This is a genomic window from Streptomyces sp. NPDC058880 (assembly GCF_042742535.1).
Taxonomy (GTDB): domain Bacteria; phylum Actinomycetota; class Actinomycetes; order Streptomycetales; family Streptomycetaceae; genus Streptomyces.
The window spans coordinates 117598-140202 of record NZ_JBHYMC010000006.1; the positions used below are offsets into that span (position 1 = coordinate 117598).

The 22605-nt window shown below is 72.9% G+C and carries 24 protein-coding genes; 11 read left to right on the top strand and 13 right to left on the bottom strand.

Annotated elements, in window-relative coordinates; translation table 11 throughout:
• Positions 1-26: 26 nt before the first annotated feature.
• On the bottom strand, positions 27-1091 hold the full coding sequence (locus ACFW2G_RS05970) for an NAD(P)-dependent oxidoreductase (protein ID WP_037916786.1): 1065 nt from the start codon (positions 1089-1091) through the stop codon (positions 27-29).
• 554 nt (positions 1092-1645) lie between these two features.
• Between ACFW2G_RS05970 and ACFW2G_RS05975 the strand changes: the two genes are divergently transcribed.
• The 4 genes from ACFW2G_RS05975 to ACFW2G_RS05990 all read left to right on the top strand — a co-directional run bounded on the left by ACFW2G_RS05975 (position 1646) and on the right by ACFW2G_RS05990 (position 6207).
• A complete protein-coding gene (locus ACFW2G_RS05975) occupies positions 1646-3541 on the top strand; it encodes an NAD(P)-binding protein (protein ID WP_037916789.1) in 1896 nt (631 codons plus the stop codon).
• Positions 3542-3698: 157 nt separating this feature from the next.
• Positions 3699-4016 (top strand): hypothetical protein, encoded by a 318-nt coding sequence (locus tag ACFW2G_RS05980; RefSeq protein WP_384581399.1) that lies wholly within the window; start codon positions 3699-3701, stop codon positions 4014-4016.
• A 371-nt stretch (positions 4017-4387) separates the two neighbouring features.
• A complete protein-coding gene (locus ACFW2G_RS05985) occupies positions 4388-5677 on the top strand; it encodes a molybdopterin-dependent oxidoreductase (RefSeq protein WP_078555893.1) in 1290 nt (429 codons plus the stop codon).
• Complete coding sequence (locus ACFW2G_RS05990; RefSeq protein WP_037916791.1) at positions 5674-6207, top strand: hypothetical protein; 534 nt, start codon at positions 5674-5676, stop codon at positions 6205-6207. Before ACFW2G_RS05985 ends, ACFW2G_RS05990 begins: the two co-directional genes overlap by 4 nt.
• Here ACFW2G_RS05990 and ACFW2G_RS05995 read toward each other — a convergent pair.
• The gene (locus ACFW2G_RS05995) at positions 6177-6833 is read right to left on the bottom strand and encodes a class I SAM-dependent methyltransferase (protein WP_384581396.1); all 657 of its coding nucleotides are present in this window, start codon (positions 6831-6833) and stop codon (positions 6177-6179) included. The two genes, ACFW2G_RS05990 and ACFW2G_RS05995, sit on opposite strands and share 31 nt — an antisense overlap.
• A 170-nt stretch (positions 6834-7003) precedes the next feature.
• On the bottom strand, positions 7004-8494 hold the full coding sequence (locus ACFW2G_RS06000; protein ID WP_384448638.1) for a SulP family inorganic anion transporter: 1491 nt from the start codon (positions 8492-8494) through the stop codon (positions 7004-7006).
• 470 nt (positions 8495-8964) lie between these two features.
• Here ACFW2G_RS06000 and ACFW2G_RS06005 point away from each other — a divergent pair, with 470 nt between their 5' ends.
• Complete coding sequence (locus ACFW2G_RS06005) at positions 8965-9774, top strand: alpha/beta fold hydrolase (RefSeq protein ID WP_384581394.1); 810 nt, start codon at positions 8965-8967, stop codon at positions 9772-9774.
• A gap of 20 nt (positions 9775-9794) precedes the next feature.
• Here ACFW2G_RS06005 and ACFW2G_RS06010 read toward each other — a convergent pair whose 3' ends face one another.
• Complete coding sequence (locus ACFW2G_RS06010) at positions 9795-10448, bottom strand: DUF1326 domain-containing protein (RefSeq protein WP_384448580.1); 654 nt, start codon at positions 10446-10448, stop codon at positions 9795-9797.
• A 205-nt stretch (positions 10449-10653) separates the two neighbouring features.
• Here ACFW2G_RS06010 and ACFW2G_RS06015 point away from each other — a divergent pair, with 205 nt between their 5' ends.
• Positions 10654-11478, top strand: a complete 825-nt coding sequence (locus ACFW2G_RS06015) for a DUF2182 domain-containing protein (protein WP_384448583.1) — start codon at positions 10654-10656, stop codon at positions 11476-11478.
• Positions 11479-11509: 31 nt separating this feature from the next.
• On the opposite strand, the gene ACFW2G_RS06020 is transcribed toward ACFW2G_RS06015, so the two are convergent.
• On the bottom strand, positions 11510-12112 hold the full coding sequence (locus ACFW2G_RS06020) for a TetR/AcrR family transcriptional regulator (RefSeq protein ID WP_384581392.1): 603 nt from the start codon (positions 12110-12112) through the stop codon (positions 11510-11512).
• Between the two features lie 149 nt (positions 12113-12261).
• Between ACFW2G_RS06020 and ACFW2G_RS06025 the strand changes: the two genes are divergently transcribed.
• Together ACFW2G_RS06025 and ACFW2G_RS06030 are read left to right on the top strand one after the other, a co-directional pair.
• A complete protein-coding gene (locus tag ACFW2G_RS06025) occupies positions 12262-12879 on the top strand; it encodes a flavodoxin family protein (protein ID WP_384448588.1) in 618 nt (205 codons plus the stop codon).
• Positions 12876-13961, top strand: coding sequence for a nitronate monooxygenase family protein (locus ACFW2G_RS06030; protein WP_037916806.1), 1086 nt, complete (start codon positions 12876-12878; stop codon positions 13959-13961). Before ACFW2G_RS06025 ends, ACFW2G_RS06030 begins: the two co-directional genes overlap by 4 nt.
• Before the next feature lie 81 nt (positions 13962-14042).
• Here the strand turns inward: ACFW2G_RS06030 and ACFW2G_RS06035 are convergent, their stop codons facing one another.
• Together ACFW2G_RS06035 and ACFW2G_RS06040 are read right to left on the bottom strand one after the other, a co-directional pair.
• A complete protein-coding gene (locus ACFW2G_RS06035; protein WP_037916808.1) occupies positions 14043-14270 on the bottom strand; it encodes a hypothetical protein in 228 nt (75 codons plus the stop codon).
• A gap of 2 nt (positions 14271-14272) precedes the next feature.
• Positions 14273-14665 (bottom strand): carboxymuconolactone decarboxylase family protein, encoded by a 393-nt coding sequence (locus ACFW2G_RS06040; protein ID WP_384581390.1) that lies wholly within the window; start codon positions 14663-14665, stop codon positions 14273-14275.
• Positions 14666-15164: 499 nt separating this feature from the next.
• Between ACFW2G_RS06040 and ACFW2G_RS06045 the strand changes: the two genes are divergently transcribed.
• Together ACFW2G_RS06045 and ACFW2G_RS06050 are read left to right on the top strand one after the other, a co-directional pair.
• Complete coding sequence (locus ACFW2G_RS06045; protein ID WP_052030099.1) at positions 15165-15737, top strand: DM13 domain-containing protein; 573 nt, start codon at positions 15165-15167, stop codon at positions 15735-15737.
• A gap of 209 nt (positions 15738-15946) precedes the next feature.
• Positions 15947-16993: a CdaR family transcriptional regulator gene (locus tag ACFW2G_RS06050; RefSeq protein ID WP_037916814.1), complete on the top strand. Its 1047-nt coding sequence runs from the start codon at positions 15947-15949 to the stop codon at positions 16991-16993.
• A gap of 104 nt (positions 16994-17097) precedes the next feature.
• Here the strand turns inward: ACFW2G_RS06050 and ACFW2G_RS06055 are convergent, their stop codons facing one another.
• The 4 genes from ACFW2G_RS06055 to ACFW2G_RS06070 form a co-directional block, all read right to left on the bottom strand.
• The gene (locus tag ACFW2G_RS06055) at positions 17098-17562 is read right to left on the bottom strand and encodes a hypothetical protein (RefSeq protein WP_384581388.1); all 465 of its coding nucleotides are present in this window, start codon (positions 17560-17562) and stop codon (positions 17098-17100) included.
• Between the two features lie 93 nt (positions 17563-17655).
• Positions 17656-17865, bottom strand: coding sequence for a hypothetical protein (locus ACFW2G_RS06060; RefSeq protein WP_384581386.1), 210 nt, complete (start codon positions 17863-17865; stop codon positions 17656-17658).
• Complete coding sequence (locus ACFW2G_RS06065; protein WP_384581384.1) at positions 17862-18440, bottom strand: hypothetical protein; 579 nt, start codon at positions 18438-18440, stop codon at positions 17862-17864. The genes ACFW2G_RS06060 and ACFW2G_RS06065 overlap by 4 nt, the downstream gene beginning before the upstream one ends.
• Entirely contained in the window at positions 18427-19743 is a 1317-nt protein-coding gene (locus ACFW2G_RS06070) for a cation:proton antiporter (RefSeq protein WP_384448603.1), read from the bottom strand. The genes ACFW2G_RS06065 and ACFW2G_RS06070 overlap by 14 nt, the downstream gene beginning before the upstream one ends.
• A gap of 369 nt (positions 19744-20112) precedes the next feature.
• On the opposite strand from ACFW2G_RS06070, the gene ACFW2G_RS06075 reads away from it, so the two are divergent.
• A complete protein-coding gene (locus ACFW2G_RS06075) occupies positions 20113-20328 on the top strand; it encodes a hypothetical protein (protein WP_037916821.1) in 216 nt (71 codons plus the stop codon).
• Between the two features lie 87 nt (positions 20329-20415).
• Here ACFW2G_RS06075 and ACFW2G_RS06080 read toward each other — a convergent pair whose 3' ends face one another.
• Together ACFW2G_RS06080 and ACFW2G_RS06085 are read right to left on the bottom strand one after the other, a co-directional pair.
• On the bottom strand, positions 20416-21006 hold the full coding sequence (locus ACFW2G_RS06080) for a TetR/AcrR family transcriptional regulator (protein ID WP_037916823.1): 591 nt from the start codon (positions 21004-21006) through the stop codon (positions 20416-20418).
• A gap of 34 nt (positions 21007-21040) precedes the next feature.
• Positions 21041-22546, bottom strand: coding sequence for an FAD-dependent monooxygenase (locus tag ACFW2G_RS06085; RefSeq protein ID WP_384581382.1), 1506 nt, complete (start codon positions 22544-22546; stop codon positions 21041-21043).
• Between the last annotated feature and the right edge of the window lie 59 nt (positions 22547-22605).

Sequence of the window (22605 nt, forward strand, 5' to 3'; positions counted from 1 at the left end):
GCCGGCCGCGCCGGCCGGTTCCGGCATCAGCCGGGCAGGCCGGCCGATGCGCGCTGACCCGCCCGTGCGAACTCGGCCATGCCGTCGGTGAAGTCGACCACCGGGCGCCAGCCGAGCTCCTCGCGCAGCCGTGCGGAGTCGGCGGTGATGTGCCGGACGTCGCCGAGTCGGAACTCGCCCGTGACCACCGGTGCCGGTCCGCCGTGCGCCGAGGCCAGCGCGGCGGCCATCTCGCCGACCGTGTGCGGATCCCCGCTGCCGGTGTTGTACGCCGTCAGGGCACCCGCCGGCCGGGTGCCGGCGGCCTCCAGCGCCACCGCGTTCGCCGCGGCCACGTCCCGGACGTGGACGAAATCTCGGCGCTGGGCGCCGTCCTCGAAGACCCGCGGGGCCTCGCCGCGGGCGAGAGAGGAGCGGAAGAAGGACGCGACGCCGGCGTACGGGGTGTCGCGGGGCATGCCCGGCCCGTACACGTTGTGGTAGCGCAACGACACCGCACGGCCCTCCACGCAGCGGGCCCAGGACGCCGCCAGGTGCTCCTGCGCCAGTTTCGTCGACGCGTACACGTTGCGCGGATCGGTCGCCGCGTCCTCGCCGACCAGACCCGGCGTCAGCTCGGCCCCGCAGTCGGGACAGCGGGGTTCGAACCGGCCGGCCGCCAGGTCCTCGGTCCGGCGTGCTCCGGGGCGCACCGTTCCGTGCCTTTCGCACGTGTACCGACCCTCGCCGTAGACCACCATCGACCCGGCGAGGACGAGTTCCCGGACCCCCGCCCCCGCCATCTCGGCCAGCAGGACCGCCGTGCCGAGGTCGTTGCAGCCGACGTACGCGGGGGCATCGGCGAAGTCCTTGCCGAGGCCGACCATCGCCGCCTGGTGGCACACCGCGTCCACTCCGCGCAGCGCTACCCGGACGGCGTCCGCGTCCCGTACGTCGGCATGGACGAACTCGGCCTCGGGCAGGGGCGGGGTACCGGGGTGGGCGGCGGGCAGCAGGGCGTCGAGGACGACGGGCTCGTGCCCACGGTCGGTGAGGGCGGTGACGATGTGGGAGCCGATGAACCCGGCCCCTCCGGTGACGAGTACGCGCATGCTCCGGACGCTACGCAGTGCGGGGCCGCCGGGGCACCTCCCACGCGCGGACGTAAGAGTTCCGTCATACCGGTGCCGGGGATCCGCCCGCGGTGCGGGGCCGGTCGGGGGACGCGGTCGCGCAGCCGCTGATGGCCCCGGCTCGCCGCCGGGGCCACGCCGCCGGGGCACGGTTCGGGGCCGTTCCCCGCCGGTGGGCCGGACACCGCGGACTGGTTCGGTTCCGGCCCGGGCCCCACGGTAGCCGTACCCGGGGCCGCCGCGGCGCCGCACTCTCGTGTGGGTGAACGCCGCTCTGCCCCGGCAGAGCTCGCAGGGGGCGTTCCGCTGTCCCCGACTGCCGCCCAAGTAGGGCAGCCCCATGGGCAGGGGGCTGCCCGCCCGGCCGAAGGCGGTCCGGCGCGGGCAGCCGGGGGATCCGTTCCCGGGGCCGGCATGGCCCTGCGGCGACCGGCGCATGATCCGGACCCGCGGCGACAACTGCCCTCCTGACGAGGCATTCTTGGGCGGTGTCGAATCTCTCTCGGTCCCCCCTTCCCACGCCCGGCGGCTGGATGGTCGTCTGCGGCGACGACGGTCTGGCCAGGCGGCTCGCCGGTGAACTCCGCGACGTCTACCGCGAGCGGGTGACGCTCGTGGTGCCCGAGGCCCGCGCACCGCAGCCGGCGGTGGGGCGGCGGTCCGGGCGGGCCCTCGGACTGCTCGGGCGGGTACCCGTGGCCCGGAGCTCCCGTCTGCCGGGGACCGAGCAGACGGAACCGTACCTGCGTGTCGTGCAAGGGGCCGAACCGGACGAGGAGTTGCTGGCCGAGGCCGGAGTGCGGCGGGCCGCCGCCCTGGCGCTGGTGTACGAGGACGACGAGACCAACGTACGGGCGGCGCTGGTGGCCCGACGCCTCAACCCCCGGCTCCGGCTGGTGATCAGGCTCTACAACCGCAAGTTGGGACAGCACCTGGAGGAGCTGTTCGACCAGGCGGCGATCATCGCCGAGCCCGGACTGGACCCGCAGGAACTGGACGTGTCGACCACGGTCCTGTCCGACGCCGACACCGCCGCACCGGCCCTGGCCGCCTCTGCCGTCGCCGGCACCAGCAAGATCGTGCAGGCTGACGGCCTGCTGCTGAGGGCGGTCGAACGCACGCCGCCGGGCCCGGGCCAGGTCGCGGACCCGGGCCTGTGCACCCTCGCCCTGCTGTCGGCGACCACGGGCGACCCGGCCGGCACGGAGGGCTCGGAACACAGCGGTGACCGCGGACCGCAACTGCTGCCCGACGACCGGGCGGTCGCCGGCGCGACCGGCCGCGGGATCGTGGCCCTGGAAGCGGTGTCCCCCATCGGCCCCGCCATGGCGGCAGGCCGTCTGGCGGGGGCGTCCCTGCCCGTCGCCTCGTTGTTCTCCCGACGGCTGCGCTGGTCCCTGGCAGGGATACTCGCGGCCGTGGCCGCACTGGCGGTGGCGTCCTGGATCACCACCGGGGACCACCTCTTGCACGGGGCCTACATCACCCTCCTCGACATCTTCGCGATCAACGACCCGGCGGTGGACGAGCCGCCCGAGCGCAAGACGCTGCAGATCCTCGCCGGATTCGTGGGCCTGCTCCTGCTGCCGGTCCTCGTGGCGGCGGCGCTTGAGGGCCTGGGGGCCTTCCGGACCGCGACCGCGCTGCGCCGGCCGGCCCGCAGGACCTCCGGCCATGTCGTGTTGCTGGGGCTCGGCAAGATCGGGACACGGGTGCTGGCCCGACTGCGGGAGCTGGAGATCCCCGTGGTGTGCGTGGAATCCGATCCGGAGGCCCGCGGTATCGAACTCGCCCGCCGGCTGCGCGTACCGGTCGTCCTCGGCGACGTCACCGAAGAGGGGGTGCTCGACGCGGCACGGGTCGGCAGGGCGCACTCCCTGCTCGCCCTGACCAGTGCGGACATCACCAACCTGGAGGCCGCCCTGTACGCGCGGGCGGTCCGGCCCGATCTGCGTGTCGTGATGCGCCTGTACGAGGACGACTTCGCCACCGCCGTCTACCGCACCCTGCGCGCCACCCACCCCGCCGCTCTCACCCGCAGCCGCAGCGTGACCCACCTGGCGGCACCCGCCTTCGCCGGCGCGATGATGGGCCGGCAGGTCCTGGGGGCGATCCCGGTCGAGCGCCGCGTGCTGCTGTTCGCCGCGCTCGTGGTGGCCGGCCATCCACAGTTGGAGGGGCGGACCATCGCGGAGTCCTTCCGGCCCGGTGCCTGGCGTGTGATCGCGCTGGACACCACTGCCCCCGAGGACCGGCGTCCCGACCTGGCCGCGGCACCCGAGGACAGCCGGCTCACCCAGGCGGGCCTGGTCTGGGACCTGCACCCCGGGTACGTCCTCAAGGCGCAGGACCGGGTGGTCCTGGCGGCCACCCGCCGGGGACTGGCCGAGCTGCTCGGCCGCGGCGCCGTCTCCGCCTCCGGGACCTGAGCCGGCTCCTCCGGCCGGCGTGCGGCAGCAGCGTCCGGGAGGCCGTGACCGGCGGCAGTGACCGGCGGCAGTGACAGGGCGCCGAGACTGCCGGACTCCGGCATGGGGCCGGCAGGTGTCCGGACCTAGTGTGGGCAGCCGCACCAGAGAGGTACCCATGAACGCACATCCGGCCGTCCCCGCCGCCTTTCTGGCGGCGGCGACGCTCCTCCTGCTTCCGCTCCCCGTCGCACTCCTGCGCGGGTGGACTCCGGCGAGGCTCCACAGTCGAGTCGTGGCCAGGCCCTACGCCTACGCCATGCTCGGCCTCTACGCCCAGGCATGCCTCAACACCGTGCCGCGCATGCTGGACGCCCCCGCCGGTCTGACCACGGCGTGCACGGCCATCGGGGTGGCGTTCGGCGTCGTGGCCGCGGTGTTCTTCCTGCAGGCCGCGGCGCGCGGCCGTCGCCCGGATCCGGAGGGGAGGCGGTGACCGTACGCGGACGCGCCCGCTGACACCGCGGGGCCGGCGCCACCGCGGCCGGCGCACCGCACCGTCCCGCCGGGCGGGAGCCGGGGACCACACCCGTGGCGACTCGCTCCCGGGTCTGGCGTGTCACGAGGGCGCTCAGGGCCCCGGTGCGGCATCTTCTCCTCGGCGGGCGATGTCCCGAACCCCTCGATTGCGGGAGTCTGCGGAGGTGTCCCTTGGGCGCGAGCGGTAGCGGGCAGCACGGTCCCGAGGAGGCGCCGCGGCCCTCGCCGGAATCAAGGGGGCCAGGGCATTCGGGACCGCGGGAGAACGGCGAAGCGGACACGTCGACACGCCCGGCGGGCGGGGAGCCGGACGAGTCCAGGCCCAGCTTGCCGGAGCGGTTCCGATCGGCTCTGGAGGCCGCGCGGACGGCCGGTCCGCCGCCCGGACCCTCGCGTCCGGCCTTCTGGCGCAGCCCGCTGCGCGGCCCGTGGCTGACCTCGGTGCTCGGGCTGGTCCTCCTTGCCGGGATCACCGTCCTGTTCGTGACGGGGCTGGTCTCCTACGCGGCGTACAACCCGGACCTGGCGGTCCGCAACGACCAGACCCCGGACAAGGGGTGGCTCGGCTTCTACCTGTTCTCCTGGCCGACCTCCCCGTACTGGCTCTACCGGGTCACGCAGGGGGTGCACGTCACGCTCGGCGTGGTCCTGGTACCGGTGCTCCTGGCGAAGCTGTGGTCGGTGATCCCCAAGCTGTTCGAGTGGCCCCCGGTGCGGTCGGTCGCCCACGGCATCGAGCGGCTGTCCCTGCTCCTGTTGGTCGGAGGCGCCGGTTTCGAGTTCGTCACCGGCATCCTCAACGTCCAGTTGCACTACATCTTCCCGGGCTCCTTCTACGTGCTGCACTTCTACGGGGCCTGGGTGTTCATCGGGGCCTTCGTGGTCCACGTCGTCTTCCGCCTGCCGAGGGCCCTGCGCGCGGTGCGGCGCCGGGGGCGGGAGCCGGCGGCCGGTGCGCCCGAGGCGGCCGGACTGGTCTCGCCCCGCCCGGCGGCGCCGACGATCTCCCGCCGGGGCGCCCTGGGCATGGTCGGGCTCGGATCACTGGCGCTGCTGGTGGTCACGGCCGGCCAGAGCGTGGGCGGCTGGTTCCGGCAGACGGCGCTGCTCGCCCCGCACGGACAGGAGCCCGGCTCCGGGCCCAACGGCTTTCAGATCAACAAGACCGCGGCCTCCGTGGGCATCCGGCCCAGCGACATCGGCCCCGCCTGGCGGCTGACCGTCCGCGGTGCGGGCCGACAGGTGGACCTGACCTACGGCCAGCTGCTGGCCCTGCCCCAGAGCCGATCGTCCCTGCCGATCGCCTGCGTGGAGGGCTGGTCGACATCGGACCAGGACTGGGCCGGGGTCCGCCTCACCGACCTGGCGGCTCTTGTCGGGCTCGGCACGGACACCCCGAAGGTCCTGGTGGAGTCGGTGCAGCGCGGCGGGTCGTTCAGCTCCGTGGTCCTGCGCGACAACCAGGCCAGGGACGCGCGCTCGCTCCTCGCCGTGCGCGTCAACGGTGCCGTCCTCTCCGCCGACCACGGCTACCCGGCCCGCGTGATCGTCCCCGGTGCACCCGGTGTGCACAACACGAAGTGGGTCACCCGCCTCACCTTCGGGGAGCAGGCATGACATTCCGCCTCCCGCCCGCGGGCACGTTCGCCTTCCGCCGCCGCTACGGCGCCTCCCCGCTCCACCTCCTCCTCGTCCTCGCCTCCTTCGCTCTCGCCCTCTACGCGGGCGTGCGACTCCTCAGGGGAGACAGCATCGGCGTGGCCCTGTGGTTCGTCGGAGCGGCGCTGGTGCACGACCTGGTGCTGCTGCCGCTGTACTCGGTGACGGACCGGGCGGTGCAGGCCTGGTGCGGGCCTTCGGGCGCCGGGCATGGCGCGGTGCGGGTGAGCGTCAACTACGTGCGGGTCCCCGCTTTCGTCGCCGGTGTCCTGCTGCTCGTCTGGTGGCCCCTCGTCCTGCGCCGGGTGGACCACTTCACGGCGGCCACGGCCCTTCCCGCCGACGTCTTCCTGACGCGCTGGCTGCTGATCACGGCCGCTCTCTTCGCTGCCTCGGCGGCCGTCCTCCTCGTACGGATGTGGCACGGCACCAGGGCCGGCAGGCGCGCCGCGCGGGCTCAGGCCCGGGCGCGCAGGGCCACGAAGTGACGGCCCCCGGCGGAGGACCACCGCTCGGTCGCCGTCCACCCCGCCGCGGTGGCGTGACGGTCCAGCGCCGAGGCGCCAACGGCCGCCCAGGGGAAGACGGCGCCCGCGGGGTGGCGGCCTGCGTGGACGCGGACCCGGCGGCACTCGTCCACGTCCGCCGCGGCGGTCTCCACCAGGAGCAGCCCCTGTCCGTGCACCAGACCCCTGATCCTGCGCAGCAGCCTGCGGGGATCACCACCGATGCCGATGTTCCCGTCGATCAGCAGAGCCGTTCCCCATCCGCCCTCGTCGGGCAGCGGGTCGAACACCGACCTGCGCAGCGCGGCGCCTCCTCGGCCCACCGTGGAGCTGACCGCCGACGAGCACACGTCGATGCCGAGCACGGTGTGCCCGCGGCGCGTCAGCGCCTCCACGAGCCGGCCGGCCCCGCAGCCGATGTCCAGCACCCGGCCCCGGCACCGCCGCAGCACGGCACGATCGCCGACGTCCGCCCGTGCACACCACCGCTCGACGTCCAGCGGCAGACACCAGCCCTCGGCGTCCCGCAGCGAAAGATCACCCTGCTGCGTGCGGATCGCCGCCGCGTAGGGGCCGCTGTTCCATCCTTCGGGGTCGTGGACGATCACGTCCCATCTCTAGCCGCGGGGCCGGCCCGCACTGCGCCGTGCGGGGCGGATCCACCCGATCGGACCGGGCCCGGCCCGGACCCCGCCCACCGGCCCGGACGGGGCGGCGCGGACGGGACGGAGCCCCGGCCGCAGGGGCCGGGGCTCCGGTCGTCCGTCCGCGCGCCGTGTCAGTGGCTGCCGGCGAGTTCCCCGGTGAGCTTGCCGTGGAGGTCGGAGCTCGGGTCGTTCAGGCCGGTGATCTCGACGGTCTTGCCGCGCTGGGCGTACTTGGTTTCGATCGCGTCCAGGGCGGCGACGGAGGAGGCGTCCCAGATGTGCGCCTCACTCAGGTCGATGACGATCCGGTCGGGGTCGGAGGCGTAGCCGAAGCGACCGACGAGATCGTTGGAGGAGGCGAAGAACAGCTCACCGGTGACGCGGTAGACAACGCTCTTCCCGTCGGGGTCGGGCAGCGCGGTGACCTCGGCGAGGTGTGCGACACGCTTGGCGAAGATGATCATGGCGGTCACCGAGCCGACGACGACGCCGACGGCGAGGTTGTGGGTGGCGACCACGCACGCGACGGTGATCACCATGACCGAGATCTCACCCGCGGGCATCCGCCGGAGCGTCTTCGGCGCGACCGAGTGCCAGTCGAACGTCGCCAGCGACACCATGATCATGACCGCGACCAGGGCGGCCATGGGGATGTCGGAGACGACCGGGCCGAAGACGATGCACAGCACCATCAGGAACGCGCCCGCCAGGAAGGTCGACAGGCGGGTACGGGCGCCGGAGACCTTCACGTTGATCATCGTCTGGCCGATCATGGCGCAGCCCCCCATGCCGCCGAAGAAGCCGGTGACGACGTTCGCGATGCCCTGGCCGATCGACTCGCGGGTCTTGTCGGAGTGGGTGTCGGTGATGTCGTCGACCAGCTTCGCCGTCATCAGCGACTCCATCAGGCCGACCAGGGCCATGGCGAAGGCGTACGGGGCGATCGTCGACAGCGTGTCCAGGGTGAACGGCACGTCCGGCAGGCCCGGCACCGGGAGGGACGAGGGCAGCTCGCCCTTGTCGCCCACCGTGGGCACCGAGATGGCGGCCGCGACGGTGATCACGGTCAGGACGACGATGGAGACCAGCGGGGCCGGGACCACGGTGGTGACCCTCGGGAAGAACACCATGAGCGCCAGGCCGGCGGCGATCAGCGGATAGACGGCCCAGGGCACGTCCAGCATCTCGGGCACCTGGGCCATGAAGATCAGGATGGCCAGCGAGTTGACGAAGCCGACCATGACGGAACGGGGGATGAACCGCATCAGCCGTGCCACCCCCAGCGCGCCGAGCACGATCTGAAAGACGCCGGCCAGGATGACGGCCGCGATGAGGTAACCCAGACCGTGCTCGCGGTTCAGCGGGGCGATGACAAGTGCGACGGCGCCCGTGGCGGCGGAGATCATCGCCCGCCGACCGCCGACGATCGAGATGACGACGGCCATCGTGAACGAGGCGAACAGGCCGAGTGCCGGATCGACGCCGGCGATGATCGAGAAGGAGATCGCCTCGGGGATCAGGGCCAGCGCGACGACCAGCCCGCCGAGCACCTCGGTGCGCCAGACCTTCGGGTCGGAGATCCAGTCCGGCTTCAGGCCGCGCAGACGGGCGGCCGGGGACACAGCAGTGGCGGCAGAAGACAAAGGAGACGGGACCTGTCGTGTTCGGGGGGCAGCCTGCCCGGCGGGGGACGGGGCGGGCAGGAGGGCGCCGGGCGGCGGGGCAACCCGGCGGGCGGCTCCGACGGGCCCGGAGCGGGCATGCCGGGGAAGGATGTCTGCCCCTGCGGGCGAGGAGTACGGGGGGTGCTACCGGGTGCGGAGCGTCACGGCGGGCAGGCGGCGTCGAACGTCATGCGCTCGCCCACGCTTCCCTCCTGCACGGATCGGAACTCGCCGGGGGCGCCATAGGCCCCGGCACGGTAGCCGGCGGGACGACCGCCGGGCCGTCCGCACCACCAGACACCATACCGTGACGGCGGAGCGGGGATCGGTGCCGCCCGGGTCCGCCGGGGGCGGCCGGAGCGCGCTCCGGCCGTGGCCGCGGCCGGTGTTCGGCGCCGCGGAGGAGGGACGGGCCTATCCTGAAGCACATGGCGACGCTGCGGGTCGACGGGGTGGAGGTCGCGTACGACCGGGCCGGCGAGGGACCGCCCCTGGTGTTCCTCCACGGCGCGGGAGAGGACGCCCGTGTCTGGCGGCCGCAGGTCGAAGCGCTGGCGGACGCGTTCACGGTCGTGGCCTGGGACGAACCGGGAGCGGGCCGCTCCGGCGACGTTCCGGAGTCCTTCGGGCTCGCCGACTACGCCCGCTGTCTGGCGGCGGTGGTCGAGGCCCTGCGGCTGGGTCCGGCGCACGTCGCCGGTCTCTCCTGGGGCGGCACGGTCGCCCTGGAGTTCTACCGCCGCCGTCCGGACCTCGTGAGGACGCTGATCCTCGCCGACACCTACGCGGGCTGGGCGGGCTCCCTTCCGGCGGACGAGGTCCGGGCCCGGGTCGCCGGCGTGCGCCGGATGCTGGCCGCGCCGCGCGGCGCGTTCGATCCGACCCTGCCCGGCCTGTTCGCCGGCGAGCCGCCCGCCGCCTACCTGCCCCTGCTGGCCGAGCTGGCGGCCGCCGTGCGGCCGCGGACCTTCCGGACACAGCTGGCCCTCATGGCCGAGGCGGACCTGCGGGACGTGCTGGCCACCGTCTCGGTGCCCACCCTCCTGCTCTGGGGAGAGCGGGACGCACGGTCGCCGCTGTCCGTCGCGCGGCAGTTCCGGCAGGCGATCCCGGCGGCCGAGCTCGTCGTGATTCCGGGCGCCGGGCACGTCAGCAACCTGGAACGGCCCGAGGAGTTCGGCCTGGCCGTCCGGGCCTTCTGCAGCGCTCACCCCGAGCCGGTGGCCGGTGGCCGGTGACGACCGGGCACCGGACGGGTTCAGTCGGGCCCGGTCCAGTCGAAGGTGATGTGCTTGCTCGACCGGCCTTCGCGGTCCCAGCGGAAGCCGAACGCGTCCGCGCGGTTGACCGTGGTGCGGCCCCACGTCGCCACCTGGCCGGGGCCGGTCTCGGAACCGGGCAGGTTGGTCGACTGCACTCGCGCGCCCTCGGGTGTCGTCGGGCCGGTGAGGGCGACGGCGCTCGCCTCGACCTTTCCGGGTACGGAGACCCGCCAGCCGCCGAGGTCGTCGTCGGCCTCGAAGGCGATGGGGGCGACGTCCATACCTTTCATCTCGCCCGCGAACATGGTGAGCATCTGCTGCGGCCAGCTGCCCGCCTGCCCACCGAAGATCATCTGAAGGGCTTCGCGCTGCTGCTCGTCGGCCCGCTCGTCAAGGAAGACCGCCCCGTACGCGTCGGAGTGCTCGGCCCAGACGTTGCCGACGAAGGAGGCCACCATGAGGACGTTGAGCCCGTCGAGTCGGACGTCCCCGTAGTGGCCCTCGCGGACGTGCCAGGCGAGCACCCCGTCGCACTCCCCGTAGGTGGGGGGCTGGGCGAACGAGCACGGGCACGGAATGTCGCACCTGCAGGTGTCGAACCAGTCGCCGGACACGTGCCAGGCGGGAATCGTCTGTGTCGTCTCGGTCATGCCGCCACCTCCTCGCGCCCGGACCCGGGTGATGCGGGTACCGGCCACGGCCACCGGTCGACCGGGTGGGAGGGGGAGGTTCCAGCCCTGTGCCTACCCGGCATGCCGGGCTCTGGATCCCATCCTTCTCGCCCGGACCGTTGATCGCATTCCGTGGCACCGCTGCCGGCGTGCGCGCCGCGTGTTCGTGTGCTGCGCTGTAGCCATGGCGCGTGACGCGGCCCGTAGCTTGCCTCCGTTGCGGCCCGGCAATCTTCTCCCGGCACGCACGATGGCCGTCGCCTGGTCGGTGATGGCCCTGATCGCCCTGCTCTGCTGGCTCGTCATCGTGGCCCAGTCCGGTGACATGGGGGTCTCGGCGGGGACGATGGGCATGGCTCTCCCGCTCTTCCTGCTGCTGTGGGCGGTCATGATGGCCGCGATGATGTTTCCTTCCGTGGCACCGGTCGCCGTGACCTGGGCCCGGTCCATCGGGCGCCAGGCGTCGGGGTGGGGGCGGGCGGCCCGGGTCGCGCAGTTCGCCTGTGGCTACCTGGTCGCGTGGACGCTCTTCGGACTGATCGCCTACGGCGTTCTCGCGCTGACCGGGGACGCCGTGGACGCGCATCCGGCGGTCGGCCGCTGGATCGGTGCCGCCGCTTTCCTGCTCGCCGGGCTGCAGCAGCTCGGTCCGCTCAAGGACGTCTGCCTGCGTCACTGCCGCAGTCCGCTGGCCCAGTTGGTGCGCTACGCGGCCTTCCGCCCGGTCGCCCGGGACCTGAGGGTGGGGATCCACCACGGTCTGTACTGCGTGGGTTGCTGCTGGGGCCTGATGCTCGTCCTCGTGCCGCTCGGCGCCATGAACATCGCGGCGATGGCGGCGGTCTCGGTGGTCATCTTCGTGGAGAAGCTCTGGAGCCGAGGGCCGGTCCTGGCCAACGTGGTCGGTGTGCTGTTCGTGGTCCTGGCCGTCGTGACGGCCCTCGGCCTCTTCCAGGACGCCCTGGTGCCGGGCCTGAGCCCCTCCGGTGAGCAGATGGACATGGGCTGACGGGGCCGCCCCTGGTGCGGGCCGGGGCTCCCTACGGCCTCGCGGCGGTGACCAGCAGCAGCGTGTGCGGCCAGAGGGGGTCGAGGACCGCGGGATCGTTCTTGAGCTTGGCGAACATCACCAGGCCCTCCAGGTGGGCGATCACCGCGCGCGCCACCGACGCGTCGGCCCGCTCGCGCGGGATGTCGCCCGCGTCCGCGGCCTCACCGAGCAGGGCGCAGATCAGCGCGGTCTGCTCGTCGAAGATCTCCTCCAGCCTGGCGCGGACGTCCGGCTCCTGGGTGCTCAGTTCGAGGGCGAGGTTCCCCAGCAAGCAGCCGTCGACCGTGCCGCAGCTCTCCCTCCGGTGCCGCTGGGCCTGCGCCATGCCCTCCAACAGCCGGCGGAGCCGGACCAGGGCGGGATCCGGGCTGTTCAGCTCGGCGGTCCAGACGCGGCGCTGGTCCTCCCAGTAGGCGTTGACCGCTTGCAGGGTGAGGTCCTGTTTCGAGGCGAAGAAGTGGTAGAAGCTGCCCTTCTTGACCTCGGCCGCGGCGCAGATCTCTGCCACGCCCAGGCTGCTGTACCCCCGGTGCTGCATGAGTTCGCCCGTGGCGTCGAGGAGCCGCTCGCGCGCGGTGCTGGTCCGTCCCATGGCCGGAGTATACGGTCGGTCAACTCCTCGGCGGCGCCACCGGTGGCGTTTTAGTTGACCGGTCGTCTATAGTCTTCTCGAAGCCGGTCCCCGCGTCCGGCCGACCGTTCACCCCGTCCCCGGGGCACACCACTTTCTGGAGGGCCGCCGTGTCCGCACCCATCTCTGTCGTCATCGCTTACCACAGCGGCCACGGGCATACCGCCCGGCAGGCCGCGGCCGTGGCGGAGGGCGCCGCTGCGGTGCCCGGAGTCCGGGCGGACCTGCGGGACGTCTCCACCCTCGACGAGGGCCTGTGGGCGGCCCTGGCCGAGGCGGAGGCGATCGTCTTCGGCTCCCCCACGTACATGGGCGCCACCTCGGCGGCGTTCCAGCGCTTCGCGGAGGCCGGCGCCCCCGTCTGGGCCGCACGCGGCTGGCAGGGCAAGCTCGCCGCCGGGTTCACCAACTCGGCCGGGGCGAACGGCAACAAGGACAACGCACTGCTGTCACTCACGGTCCTGGCGGCGCAGCACGGGATGCACTGGGTTCCGCTGGGCCTGCCGCCCGGCTGGATCTACAGCTCCGACGGCAGCCCCGAAGACCTCAACCGGCTGGGCTCGTTCGTGGGCGCCATGGCGCAGTCGCCCTCCGATCTCGGTCCGCAGGAGTCGCCCGCGGAGGCCGATCTGCGCACCGCGCGGCATCTCGGCGAACACGTCGCCCGGACCGCACTGCAGTTCGCCCACGGCCGCCGGGCCGTCGAAGCCCTGGCGGTGACCGCGTGAACGCCGGACGCCTCGGTGACCTGCTGGGCATTGACCTGCCCGTCGTGCAGGGCCCGTTCGGCGGGGGGCTGTCCTCGGTCGCCCTGGCCGCGGCGGTCTCCGAGAAGGGAGGGCTGGGTTCCTACGGTGCGCACGTCCTGGCCCCGGAGCAGATCACGGACCTCGTCCGGCAGCTGAAGGCCCGCACCGGCCGCCCGTTCGCCGTCAACCTCTGGGTCCCCCAGCCGGGCGAGGCCGGACCGTGGCCGGACCCTGCCGCACTGGCCCCCCACATCGGGCGGCTGCGCCCCTACTACGACGAACTCGGGCTGCGCCCGGTCGCGGCCGAGGACGTCAGGCCGGGGCCGGACTTCGACGCCCAGGTGGACGCGCTGCTCGCGGCCGCGCCCCCGGTCATCAGCTTCGTGATGGGTGTCCCGCCCCGCAGGGTCATGGACGAGGCCCGCCGCCGAGGCATCGCGGTGATCGGCACGGCCACCACCGTGGACGAGGCCGTCGTACTGGAGCAGGCGGGCGTTGACGCCGTCGTGGCCTCCGGCGCCGACGCCGGTGGGCATCGGGGCGCCTTCCTGCGGCCGGTGCGGGAGTCGCTCGTGGGGACGTTCTCGCTGGTGCCCCAGGTCGCCGACGCCGTACGCGTCCCCGTCATCGCCGCCGGCGGGATCGCCGACGGCCGGGGAGTCGCCGCGGCCCTCGGCCTGGGCGCCGACGCCGTCCAGATCGGCACGGCCTTCCTCGCCACGCGCGAATCGGGGGCGAGCGAGGCCCACAAACGCGCCCTGGGCTCACCGGAGGCGCGCACCACCGTCCTCACGCGTCTCTTCACGGGCCGGACCGCCCGCGGAATCGTGAACCGGTTCGTCCGCGACATGGCCCCGTACGAGGAGACCGTGCCCCGGTACCCCGTGCAGAGCGCCTTGATGCAGCCCGTCCGCCACGAGGCCGGCGTCCAGGGGCAGGCGGACCTCGGCAGCCTGTGGGCCGGCCAGGCCGCGGCCCTGGCCGTCGGCGCCCTCGGCGCGGCGGAGTTCCTCGACCGGCTCATGGCCGACGTGCGGGAGCGGAGCCGCCGGGGAGCCTGACCGGCCGGACCCTCGCCGCACGGGCGGCGGGGTGCGCGTCGCGGAGCAGCCGCCGCTCAGGGCGGCCTGCTCACGGCGTCCTCACCGCCGCCCCGTGCCGTGCGGCCCCGGGGGAGACGGCGCGTCCCGCAGACGGCGTGCCTGGGCGTCGTAGTCGCGCAGGATGTGCCGGAGCTGCCGCAGCGACTCCTCGGGTATGTCGGGGGGAGCGGACTCGGCCACGAAGCGGGCGGCCGCCACCAGCGCGGCGAACTCGACGGCGTGAGCGGTCGCCTTCAGGACTCCGGGCCGGGCCCACTCCAGTTGCATGATCAGCCCTTCGACGCGAGGTATTCCTTGATCTGCCCGAGTTCCTGCTCGAAGTCGTCGTAGTCCTCACGGATGCCGTTGAGGTAGCCGCTCCAGCCGAGGCTGTTCTTCGCGTAGTGGACGGCTTCCTGGATCTCCTCGTCCGTGGCACCGAACAGCTTCGCCGCTTCGGTGTGGAAGAGGGTGCAGTAACGGCACTTCGTCTCCGAGTGCAACGCGATCCCGATGAGCTCCTTGTACTTGTTCGGGATGAGCGTCTCCCCGAGCTCGATCCTCTTGAAGATCTCCCACTCGTGGTCCAGCAACTCGTCGGGGATGCGGGAGAAGAAATGAGGTACAAGACCCAAGGTCTCCTTGATCTCCGACTCGACTTCGCTCCGGGGGCGGCCCGCCATGTCAACCACTCCTCTCAGCCGGGAGAAACCGACACCCCTCACTCCACGCTAGAACCCGCCGACGACGCCTGCGACCCCTGAGCGCCCCCGCCGGTGCGCCGCGACGCAGGTCAGACGCGACGGCCCGGCCGACGGCCACCCCGTTGCGCCGCCCCGGCGGACTCGTCGCCAGCCTGACGGGGGAGAAACCCCACGCGGCCCAGCACTCGATGCTCGACGACGCACCGGGGGCCACGGGGCCACACCAGTACGGGGACGCGGCACGGGAGGTCGCCTCGCCATGAATTCCCCGGTCGAGGATCTCCACCACCGCCGGCGGAAGCCCTCCGGGAGTCTCTAAGTGCGCAAGGGACCGCTCCCGCCCGGCGCGTGGCCGCAAGGCCGCGCGCGCCGCATCCCCGCGTCCGTAATGCGGGCGTAATGGTTTGCGGGCCCGGCATCCAGTTGAATGCGCACGGTAGGTACATCGCCCGTCGGGCGCGGAACAGGGAGTTGTGGAATGAAGTTGAGTCGTGGGCGGCGCGGGCCTCTGGCGGCGGGTGTCGCCGTGCTGGTGACGGCTGCCCTGGCCGTGGGGCTGTACCTGTTCCAGCCGTGGAAGCTGTGGCAGGACGAGACGGTCAGCGAGGCGTTGCCCACCGCAGCGCCGAGCGCGCCGAGCGCACCCGGCGGTTCCGCTTCGGAGTCCGCGTCCGCCGCCCCGGCGGCGCCCGCCACGCCCCGGACCCTGAGCCAGGGTTCCTTCATCAGCCACGAACACGACACCAAGGGCACGGCGAAGGTCGTCCGGCTGGCAGACGGCTCCCACGTGCTCCGGCTGGAGGGGCTCGACACGAGCAACGGGCCCGACCTGCGGGTGTGGCTGACCGACGCCCCGGTGAAGGAAGGGGTGGCGGGCTGGCGGGTGTTCGACGACGGCAAGTACGTCAGCCTGGGCAAGCTCAAGGGCAACAAGGGCGACCAGAACTACGAGATCCCGGCGGACGTGAACCTCGCCGACTACTCCAGCGTGGCGATCTGGTGCGACCGCTTCGACGTCTCCTTCGGGGCGGCGGAACTCGCCGGGGCGTAGCGGATGTCGGCCGCGCTCCGGCGCGGCGCGTCCTCGCGGCGCATGCGTCCCGTTCTCGCACACGCCGACGGCCACCCGGTGCACTCCCGGCGCCCGGCTGTGGCCGCGGCCTGACCTGCGCGGCCCCGTGGGCCCCGGGCATGGCAGGCTGGCCCCCGGCCAGTGACATGCACGAAGGGGCGGGGCGAAGGTTGAGCGACGAGCAGCGGATGACGGACGAGTACCTGGAGGGCAGTGCCGACCTCCTGCGCGAAGCCTGCGCCACCGGACGCCGTTTCACCCGCGGCGAGCTGGAGGCCCGCCGCGACGCGGGAGAACGGGCCGCCGAGGCGGGTATCGGGTTGCGGGCTCTCGTGCGGGCCCACCTGGCCCTCGCCCGCGACATCCAGTCGGAGCTTCCCGCAGGCGAGCTGCCGTATCTGCTGGGCGCGGTGGAGCATGCGGTCGACGCCTTCGCCGAGGGCTACGAGCGGGCCCAGCAGCAGGCCGTGCGGCAGCAGGAAGCCGCGCGCCGGGAGTTCATCGACGACCTGCTGTACGGCGGCAGCGACCTGGGCCGGCTCGCGGAACGCGCCGAACGGTTCGGGCTGCGCCTCTCCCAGGCCCATGCGGTGGCGGTGGCCCAGGGGCCGGAACCGTACGGGGACGGCTACAGCATCGTCCGGGGCATAGAAGCGGCCGTCCTGGCCCGCTTCGGAAACCGCAGCATCCTGCTGACCACGAAAGAGGGCCGGCTGATCTGCGTCGCCCCCGGTGACCGGCCGGAGGTCCTCGCGTACTTCGCCAAACGGGCCTACGCGGCCACCGACGGCGGCCTGGTGGCCATCGGCAGGGCGCACGCGGGCGCCGGGGGAGTGGTCCACTCGTACGAGGAGGCCCTCAACGCCCTCGACCTCGCCCGGAGCATCGCCTTGGAAGGCCCGGTCCTGCACGCGGCGGACCTGCTGGTCTACCCGGTCCTCGGGCGCGACCGGCAGGCCATGGCCGATCTGGTCAGTACGGTTCTCGGCCCGCTCCAGGAGGCCCGGGGCGGTGCCAGGCCGCTCATCGACACCCTCCACGCCTACTTCGACGCGGGCTGTGTGGCCACCGATGCGGCCCGCGCGCTGTCCTTGAGCGTGCGCGCCTTCACCTACCGACTCGAACGCATCCACAAGCTCACGGGAGCCGACCCCGGTGATCCGCGTCACCGCTACACCCTGCAGACCGCGGTCATCGGAGCCCGATTGCTGGACTGGCCGCAGCAGGAGCAGTGACGATCGGGGCCCGGCGACGCGCGTGCAACACCGCCCGCCGGCGTCGTGGGTTGGGACGGTCCAGCGGCGCTCGCCGTCCTCCAAGGGCGAAGGCCGGTTCCCCGTCACGGCTGCCGGCAGGCGCCCTCGTCGACGGTCGCGGTGACGTGGTGGAGTTCGAAGGCCGAGGGATACGGCTCGTCGGGGGCGACCGGGGTCAAGGTCACGTGCATGCAGAACTCCGTTGTGGTGTCGTCCGTGGAGATCGTGTAGCCGGTGGCGCCGTTTCCCCGGACCGTCAGCCCGTGGCCCGGACCCGTTCCGGTCTCCTTGACGGCGCTGCGGACGAGGTCGTCCTGGGCCGTGGTGCCGCTTGCGTAGTGGGGCCTGGCGTTCAGTGCGTCGGCGGCCTGGCGGACGGCCGTGCGCAGTTCGCCTTCGCTCCAGTGCCAGCCGGCGTAGAGCGAGTAGAGCATGCCGATCGCGACGAGCGGTGCGATGACGATGAAGGCGCGACCCACGGGGTTGCGGGGGTTGTAGACGTACCGGCGGGTCCGTGCGTGTCGTACGAAGACGGGTTCGTCGTTCACCGGCGGTCCCCGACGCCGTCGGAGTCGCTGGTCTTCATGAGGTCGTCCTACCTTTCCCGAAGGAGTCGATGCGGTCAGAGGCCCTCGGGGCGATCAGAGGGATCGTTGCCGCATGTGCTTCCAGGCCCTGCGGACGCGGTCGCCGATCTCGCCGATCACGATGACGGCCAGGGCGCCGAGAGCACATCCCGACAGGGGAGCCGACTGGCCGAGGAGGAGACCGACCAGCCAGAGCGCCAGGGTCACCAGGCCCCACCAGGCCGCCGCCCCGGCCAGGGCCCGTACGGTACGTGTCGAGGTCATGTACGTGCGCCTTTCGTCCTGAGGGCAACGGCGGACACGGCGGCGGGGAGCACCGTCAGCAGCCAGAGCGTCGGATGCAGCCAGTAGGGCCCGCCGAGCCAGACCAGCAGCCACAGGATCAGGAACGCGTCGGCGATCAGGGCCAGGGCGGCCCATGCGGCCAGCGTGAGGCTCTTCGACCGACCCCAGGACATCCGCCCCGGCGGGCCGACCAGACACCAGCAGGCGAACAGGCCCAGCGCGCCGATCACCAGGGTGACGAGCGCCAGGGCCACGGAGTAGAGCGGGCCTTCGGTCGACAGGGAGACGACGGCCGGAGCCAAGTCGCTCGACCCGCCGCCCGAGATGTCCGCCTGCGCCGCGTACGCGCTCAACTCGTCGGCGGCGGGCAGCGTCGCTGCATAGGTCCGCTCGTCCGGCTCGTGCGGAACGTCCGCCCGGAGAGCGGCGAAGGCGACCGCGGCCGAGCCGAGCGAGGCCAGGCCGCCGAGCCCCGCCAGGGTTCCCCCGACCGGGCGCCGGCCCTCTCTGCGTATGCCCCGGCGAGCGGGGCGTTCCGTCTCAGCTCCGGACACGGCCCTCCTGTCGCGGAGCCTTCTCTGCGCGGTCGTACGCCTCGGCCGCAGGTGCGGCTTCTGCGGCCGGTGCGGCTTCCGCGGCCGGTGCCGCTGCAGCCGCCGTGAGCAGCTCGCCGCTCGGCACGCCGGCGTCGCCCTGGATGTGGAACAGGCGGGCCACCGGAACGTCCGTGCTGCTGTGGGCGACGATGGAGAAGGCGATGCAGACCGCGATCAGGGTGTATGCGGTCTCGCCCTGCGGGATACCGGCCTGGAGGACCAGCAGACCGTAGACCACCGATGCGAATCCCTTGGGGCCGAACCACGCCGCGACCAGCTTCTCCCGCTTCTCGAACTTCGTGCCCAGCAGCGACACCAGCAGGGACGCGGGCCGGATGAGCACGATGGCCAGTACCACGGCCGCGTACCCGCCCCACGACAGGTCGCCGAAGAGCGCCGGAGTGAGCAGCGCGCCGAACACCAGCAGGGCGGCGAACTTGGCGAGTTCCGCCACCGCCTCTCCCAGGGGCTCGAAGACCTCCTTGGCCGTCGGCGAGACGCTCGCCATGACGGCGCCCGCGGAGAAGGCCGCCAGGTACGGGTTGGCGTGGGTGAGGTGGCACAGTCCGTACAGGATGATCCCGGTGGCCAGCGGCAGCAGCGGCTGGAGCCGGGGCTCGGCGCCCAGGTTCCGTACCCGGACCAGGCCCGCCAGCAGCAGCGGCAGTACGACACCGAAGACGAGGCCCAGCAGCAGCTCCAGCCCGATCTTGCCGAGCGAGGCCTCCGCATGCCCGGACGTGGGACCGGCGGCGGCGATCAGGACGAGCACGACGGGCAGGGCGAGTCCGTCGTTGATCCCGCTTTCCACGTTCAGCAGCTGCCGGAGCTTGGCCGGCACCTCCTTGCGGCCCACGATGGCCGAGGCGAACACCGGGTCCGTCGGCGCGAGAACGGCTCCCACCAGGAACGACGTCGTCCAGTCGAGACCCACGAGGTAGTGGGTGACCAGCGCCATGCCGACGAGGGCCAGCGGCATGCCCAGGCCCAGGGCCCGTGCCGGGTTCCGCCAGTTCCGGCGCAGGGCCGGGAACGAGACGTGCATGCCGTCGGTGAACAGCACGGCGAACAGCGCGAGGTCCGCGGTCACCGCGACGATCTCGCTGTCCGGTGTGACGTGGATCAGGCCCAGGAAGCCGTCGCTGACCAGAGCGCCGCCGAGCAGGAAGAGGAGTGAGGTGGACAGGACGGTCCGGGCGGCGAGCCCGGACAGCAGGACCGCGATGAGCAGCACGACCCCGAAGACAGCGACGAGCACCATGGAAAACGAGCCCCCGATCGGCGAGTGAGAGGTGTCCCCTTGACCGCCGACCAGGCTTCCCGGCACACCGCTATGGATTTTACGGATCCCTTACGCGGTTCTGACGGGCCCCTGGCGGCAGTGCTCGGCCTTCTTCGTTGCCGATCACCGGCATGAACACGCCACGTATGGTCCAGGTAAGGTGAGCGCCTCATTCCGGAACGGCGCCCACGAATGGAAGCACATGATCCACGCGACAGCGCTGGGCAGGACGACGATGCCGCTGCTCATGCCGGCGGTGGTGCCGCTGCCGTGCCGTGCCGATCTGCCCGGTGCCGTTCCCCCGAATGCCGTTCCCCCGATGACGGGCACCGTCCGGAGGGCGGCCTGATGCGGTTCCGAACCTGCCGCGCCGCCCTCTACCGCTGGGTCACGGCCGAGCGCCGTCTCGGTCTCGTACTCGCCGCCGCGGGGCTTCCCGTCACCTGCCTGGGAGCGGTGATGTACGTCCTGCCGGGTCCCGGCTTCCCCTTCGTGGTGATCGGCCTGAGCCTGTTCCTGACCGGAGTCGTGATGGCTCTGGGCGGGCAGGACGTGGAGCGGTAGGGGACGGCGGGTCCTCGGCGGAGGGTCGGCAGGGAGCCCGTGGCGGCACCGGACCGGGCCGGGGACCGCCCGCGGGGGCGGTGGCCGCTATGACGGGCGCAGGGCGCGAAAGGCCTCGTCGGCCAGGGCGGGGAGGTCGAGGGCGCCGTCACTTTCGACCCAGGCGGCGAGTGCCGTCGTCACGGCCCCGAGGGCGGCCGCCGCGACGACCCGGGCGGAGAGGTCGCTTTCGCCGGGGTGGCGCGATCTGAGGGCGTCGGCGAAGAGCCGCTGGGTGGCGTACTGGTTGTCCCAGGTCCGGGCGCGCAGGGCGGGCGTGCCGAGGATGAGCCTGGTACGGGCGAGCAGGGAGTCCTTGCCGTCGGCGTACACCGCCCGCAGGCCCTGGCTCAGGGCGCTGCACAGGGCGGTGAGGCTGTCCTCGTGGCGCGGCCGCTCCTCGATGAGCCGGGCGATCAGCGGATCGTAGTCGTCGGACTCCACCACGGCCTCCTTGGTGGGGAAGTGCCGGAAGAACGTCATGTGCGAGACCCCCGCCGCGGCCGAGATCTCCTCGACGGTGGTGTTCTGGTACCCCTGGGCCAGGAACAGGCGCAGGGCCTGTTCCTGGATCGTCCGGCGCGTCTGCGCCTTCTTCCGTTCGCGCAGGCCGGGAACCGGCGTGGGGGACGTACTCATGGAACTACCGCCTCCGGGCGTTTTCGGTGCTCGCTCACTGTCCTGTGCCGTTCCCGAGTATGCGTGTCAGCGCCCGGTCCAGAGCGGCCGCCCGCGTTCCGCGCCAGGCCAGGTGGGCGTCGGGTCGTACCAGCAGGGTGCGCCGGGAGCCGCCCGGCACGGTGAGTGCGGTCACCTTGTCCGCACCGAGGTGCCGCAAGGCGACGGCCTCCTGGGCGGAGGGAGGCGCCCCGGGGCTGAGGAGGGCCCAGCCCGTGCGCAGTTCCTCGTACAGGCGCGTGGTGCTGCCGTCCTGACGGATGCAGGGCCCGTCCGGTACGCGGTCGCCGGGGTGCGGGGCAGGTCCGGGGAGGGGCCTGGGGAGCCGGTGGAGGGTGCCGAGGGGGCCCCTGCGGTAGCTGAGGGTCAGCTGGGAGGACTTCTCCCAGAGCCGGCGTTGCACGGTGGGCCGGTCGAGCAGGGGGACGAAGACGTGGTCGCGCAGGGCCCGGGCCCACGTGCTCCGGCCGAGCACCACGCCCGTCATGGCGGTGGTGGACGACAGCACCTCGCGGGCGACCGGTCTGCGTTCGGCCTCGTAGGTGTCCAGCAGGGCGTCGTCGGACCGCCCGGTGGCGACCAGGGCGAGCTTCCAGGCCAGGTTCTCCGCGTCGCCCAGGCCGGTGTTCATGCCCTGACCGCCGAAGGGGCTGTGGATGTGCGCGGCGTCACCGGCGAGCAGCAGCCTGCCGCTGCGGTATGACGAGGCGAGACGCCGGTTGATCCGGAAGGTGGAGGTCCAGTGCACCTCCCGTACCGCGGTGCGGGGAACGCCGGCCTCCCGCCGCAGGAGCTCCGCCAGGCTGTCCGCCGGGTCCGCCGCCGATCCGGGTGCGGCGGGCGCCATCAGGCGCCACAGGTCCTTTCCCGGCAGCGGAAACGCCCCGAGCATCGTGTCCCCGCGCAGCCAGACCGCCACCGTGTCCCGGGGGACCGGCAGGCCGGCCGTCACGTCGGCCAGCAGGAAGCGCTCCACCACCGGCACGCCGGGGAAGGCGATCCCGGCGGCCTTGCGCACGCGGCTGTGCGCGCCGTCGCACCCCACCAGCCAGCCGGCCTCCTCCTCGCCGTGGTCGAGGCGCAAGACGACCCGCTCCGGGTCCTGGCGCACGTCCAGCACCTCGCGGCCCCATTCGACCTCGACGCCGAGCCCGGCCAGCCGGTCCCGGAGCCGGGCCTCGACCTCGGCCTGGGACATGAGCAGGCCGGGCCTGGTGACCAGCCTGGTGGGCCGCCCGACGGGCAGTCTCGCCAGGGGGCGTCCGTCGACGTACGTCAGGACCTGGGAGATCCGCACCGATCGCTCGGCCAGGTCGCCGAGAGCGCCGAGTCGGTCGAGCACCTCGGCACCGCGCGGCTGAAGGCCCAGGGCCCGCGAGGTCGCCGCCGGTCCCGGCGCCATGTCCAGCACCCGGACGGGAACGCCCGCGGCGCGCAGTCCACAGGCGGTCGCCAATCCGGTCGGCCCGGCGCCGGCCACCACCACCGTCGTCGACAGCATGCCTCCACCTTTCGTTAGTCGCTAACTTTAGTTAGATGCTAACGCCAATGCTCGTCGCC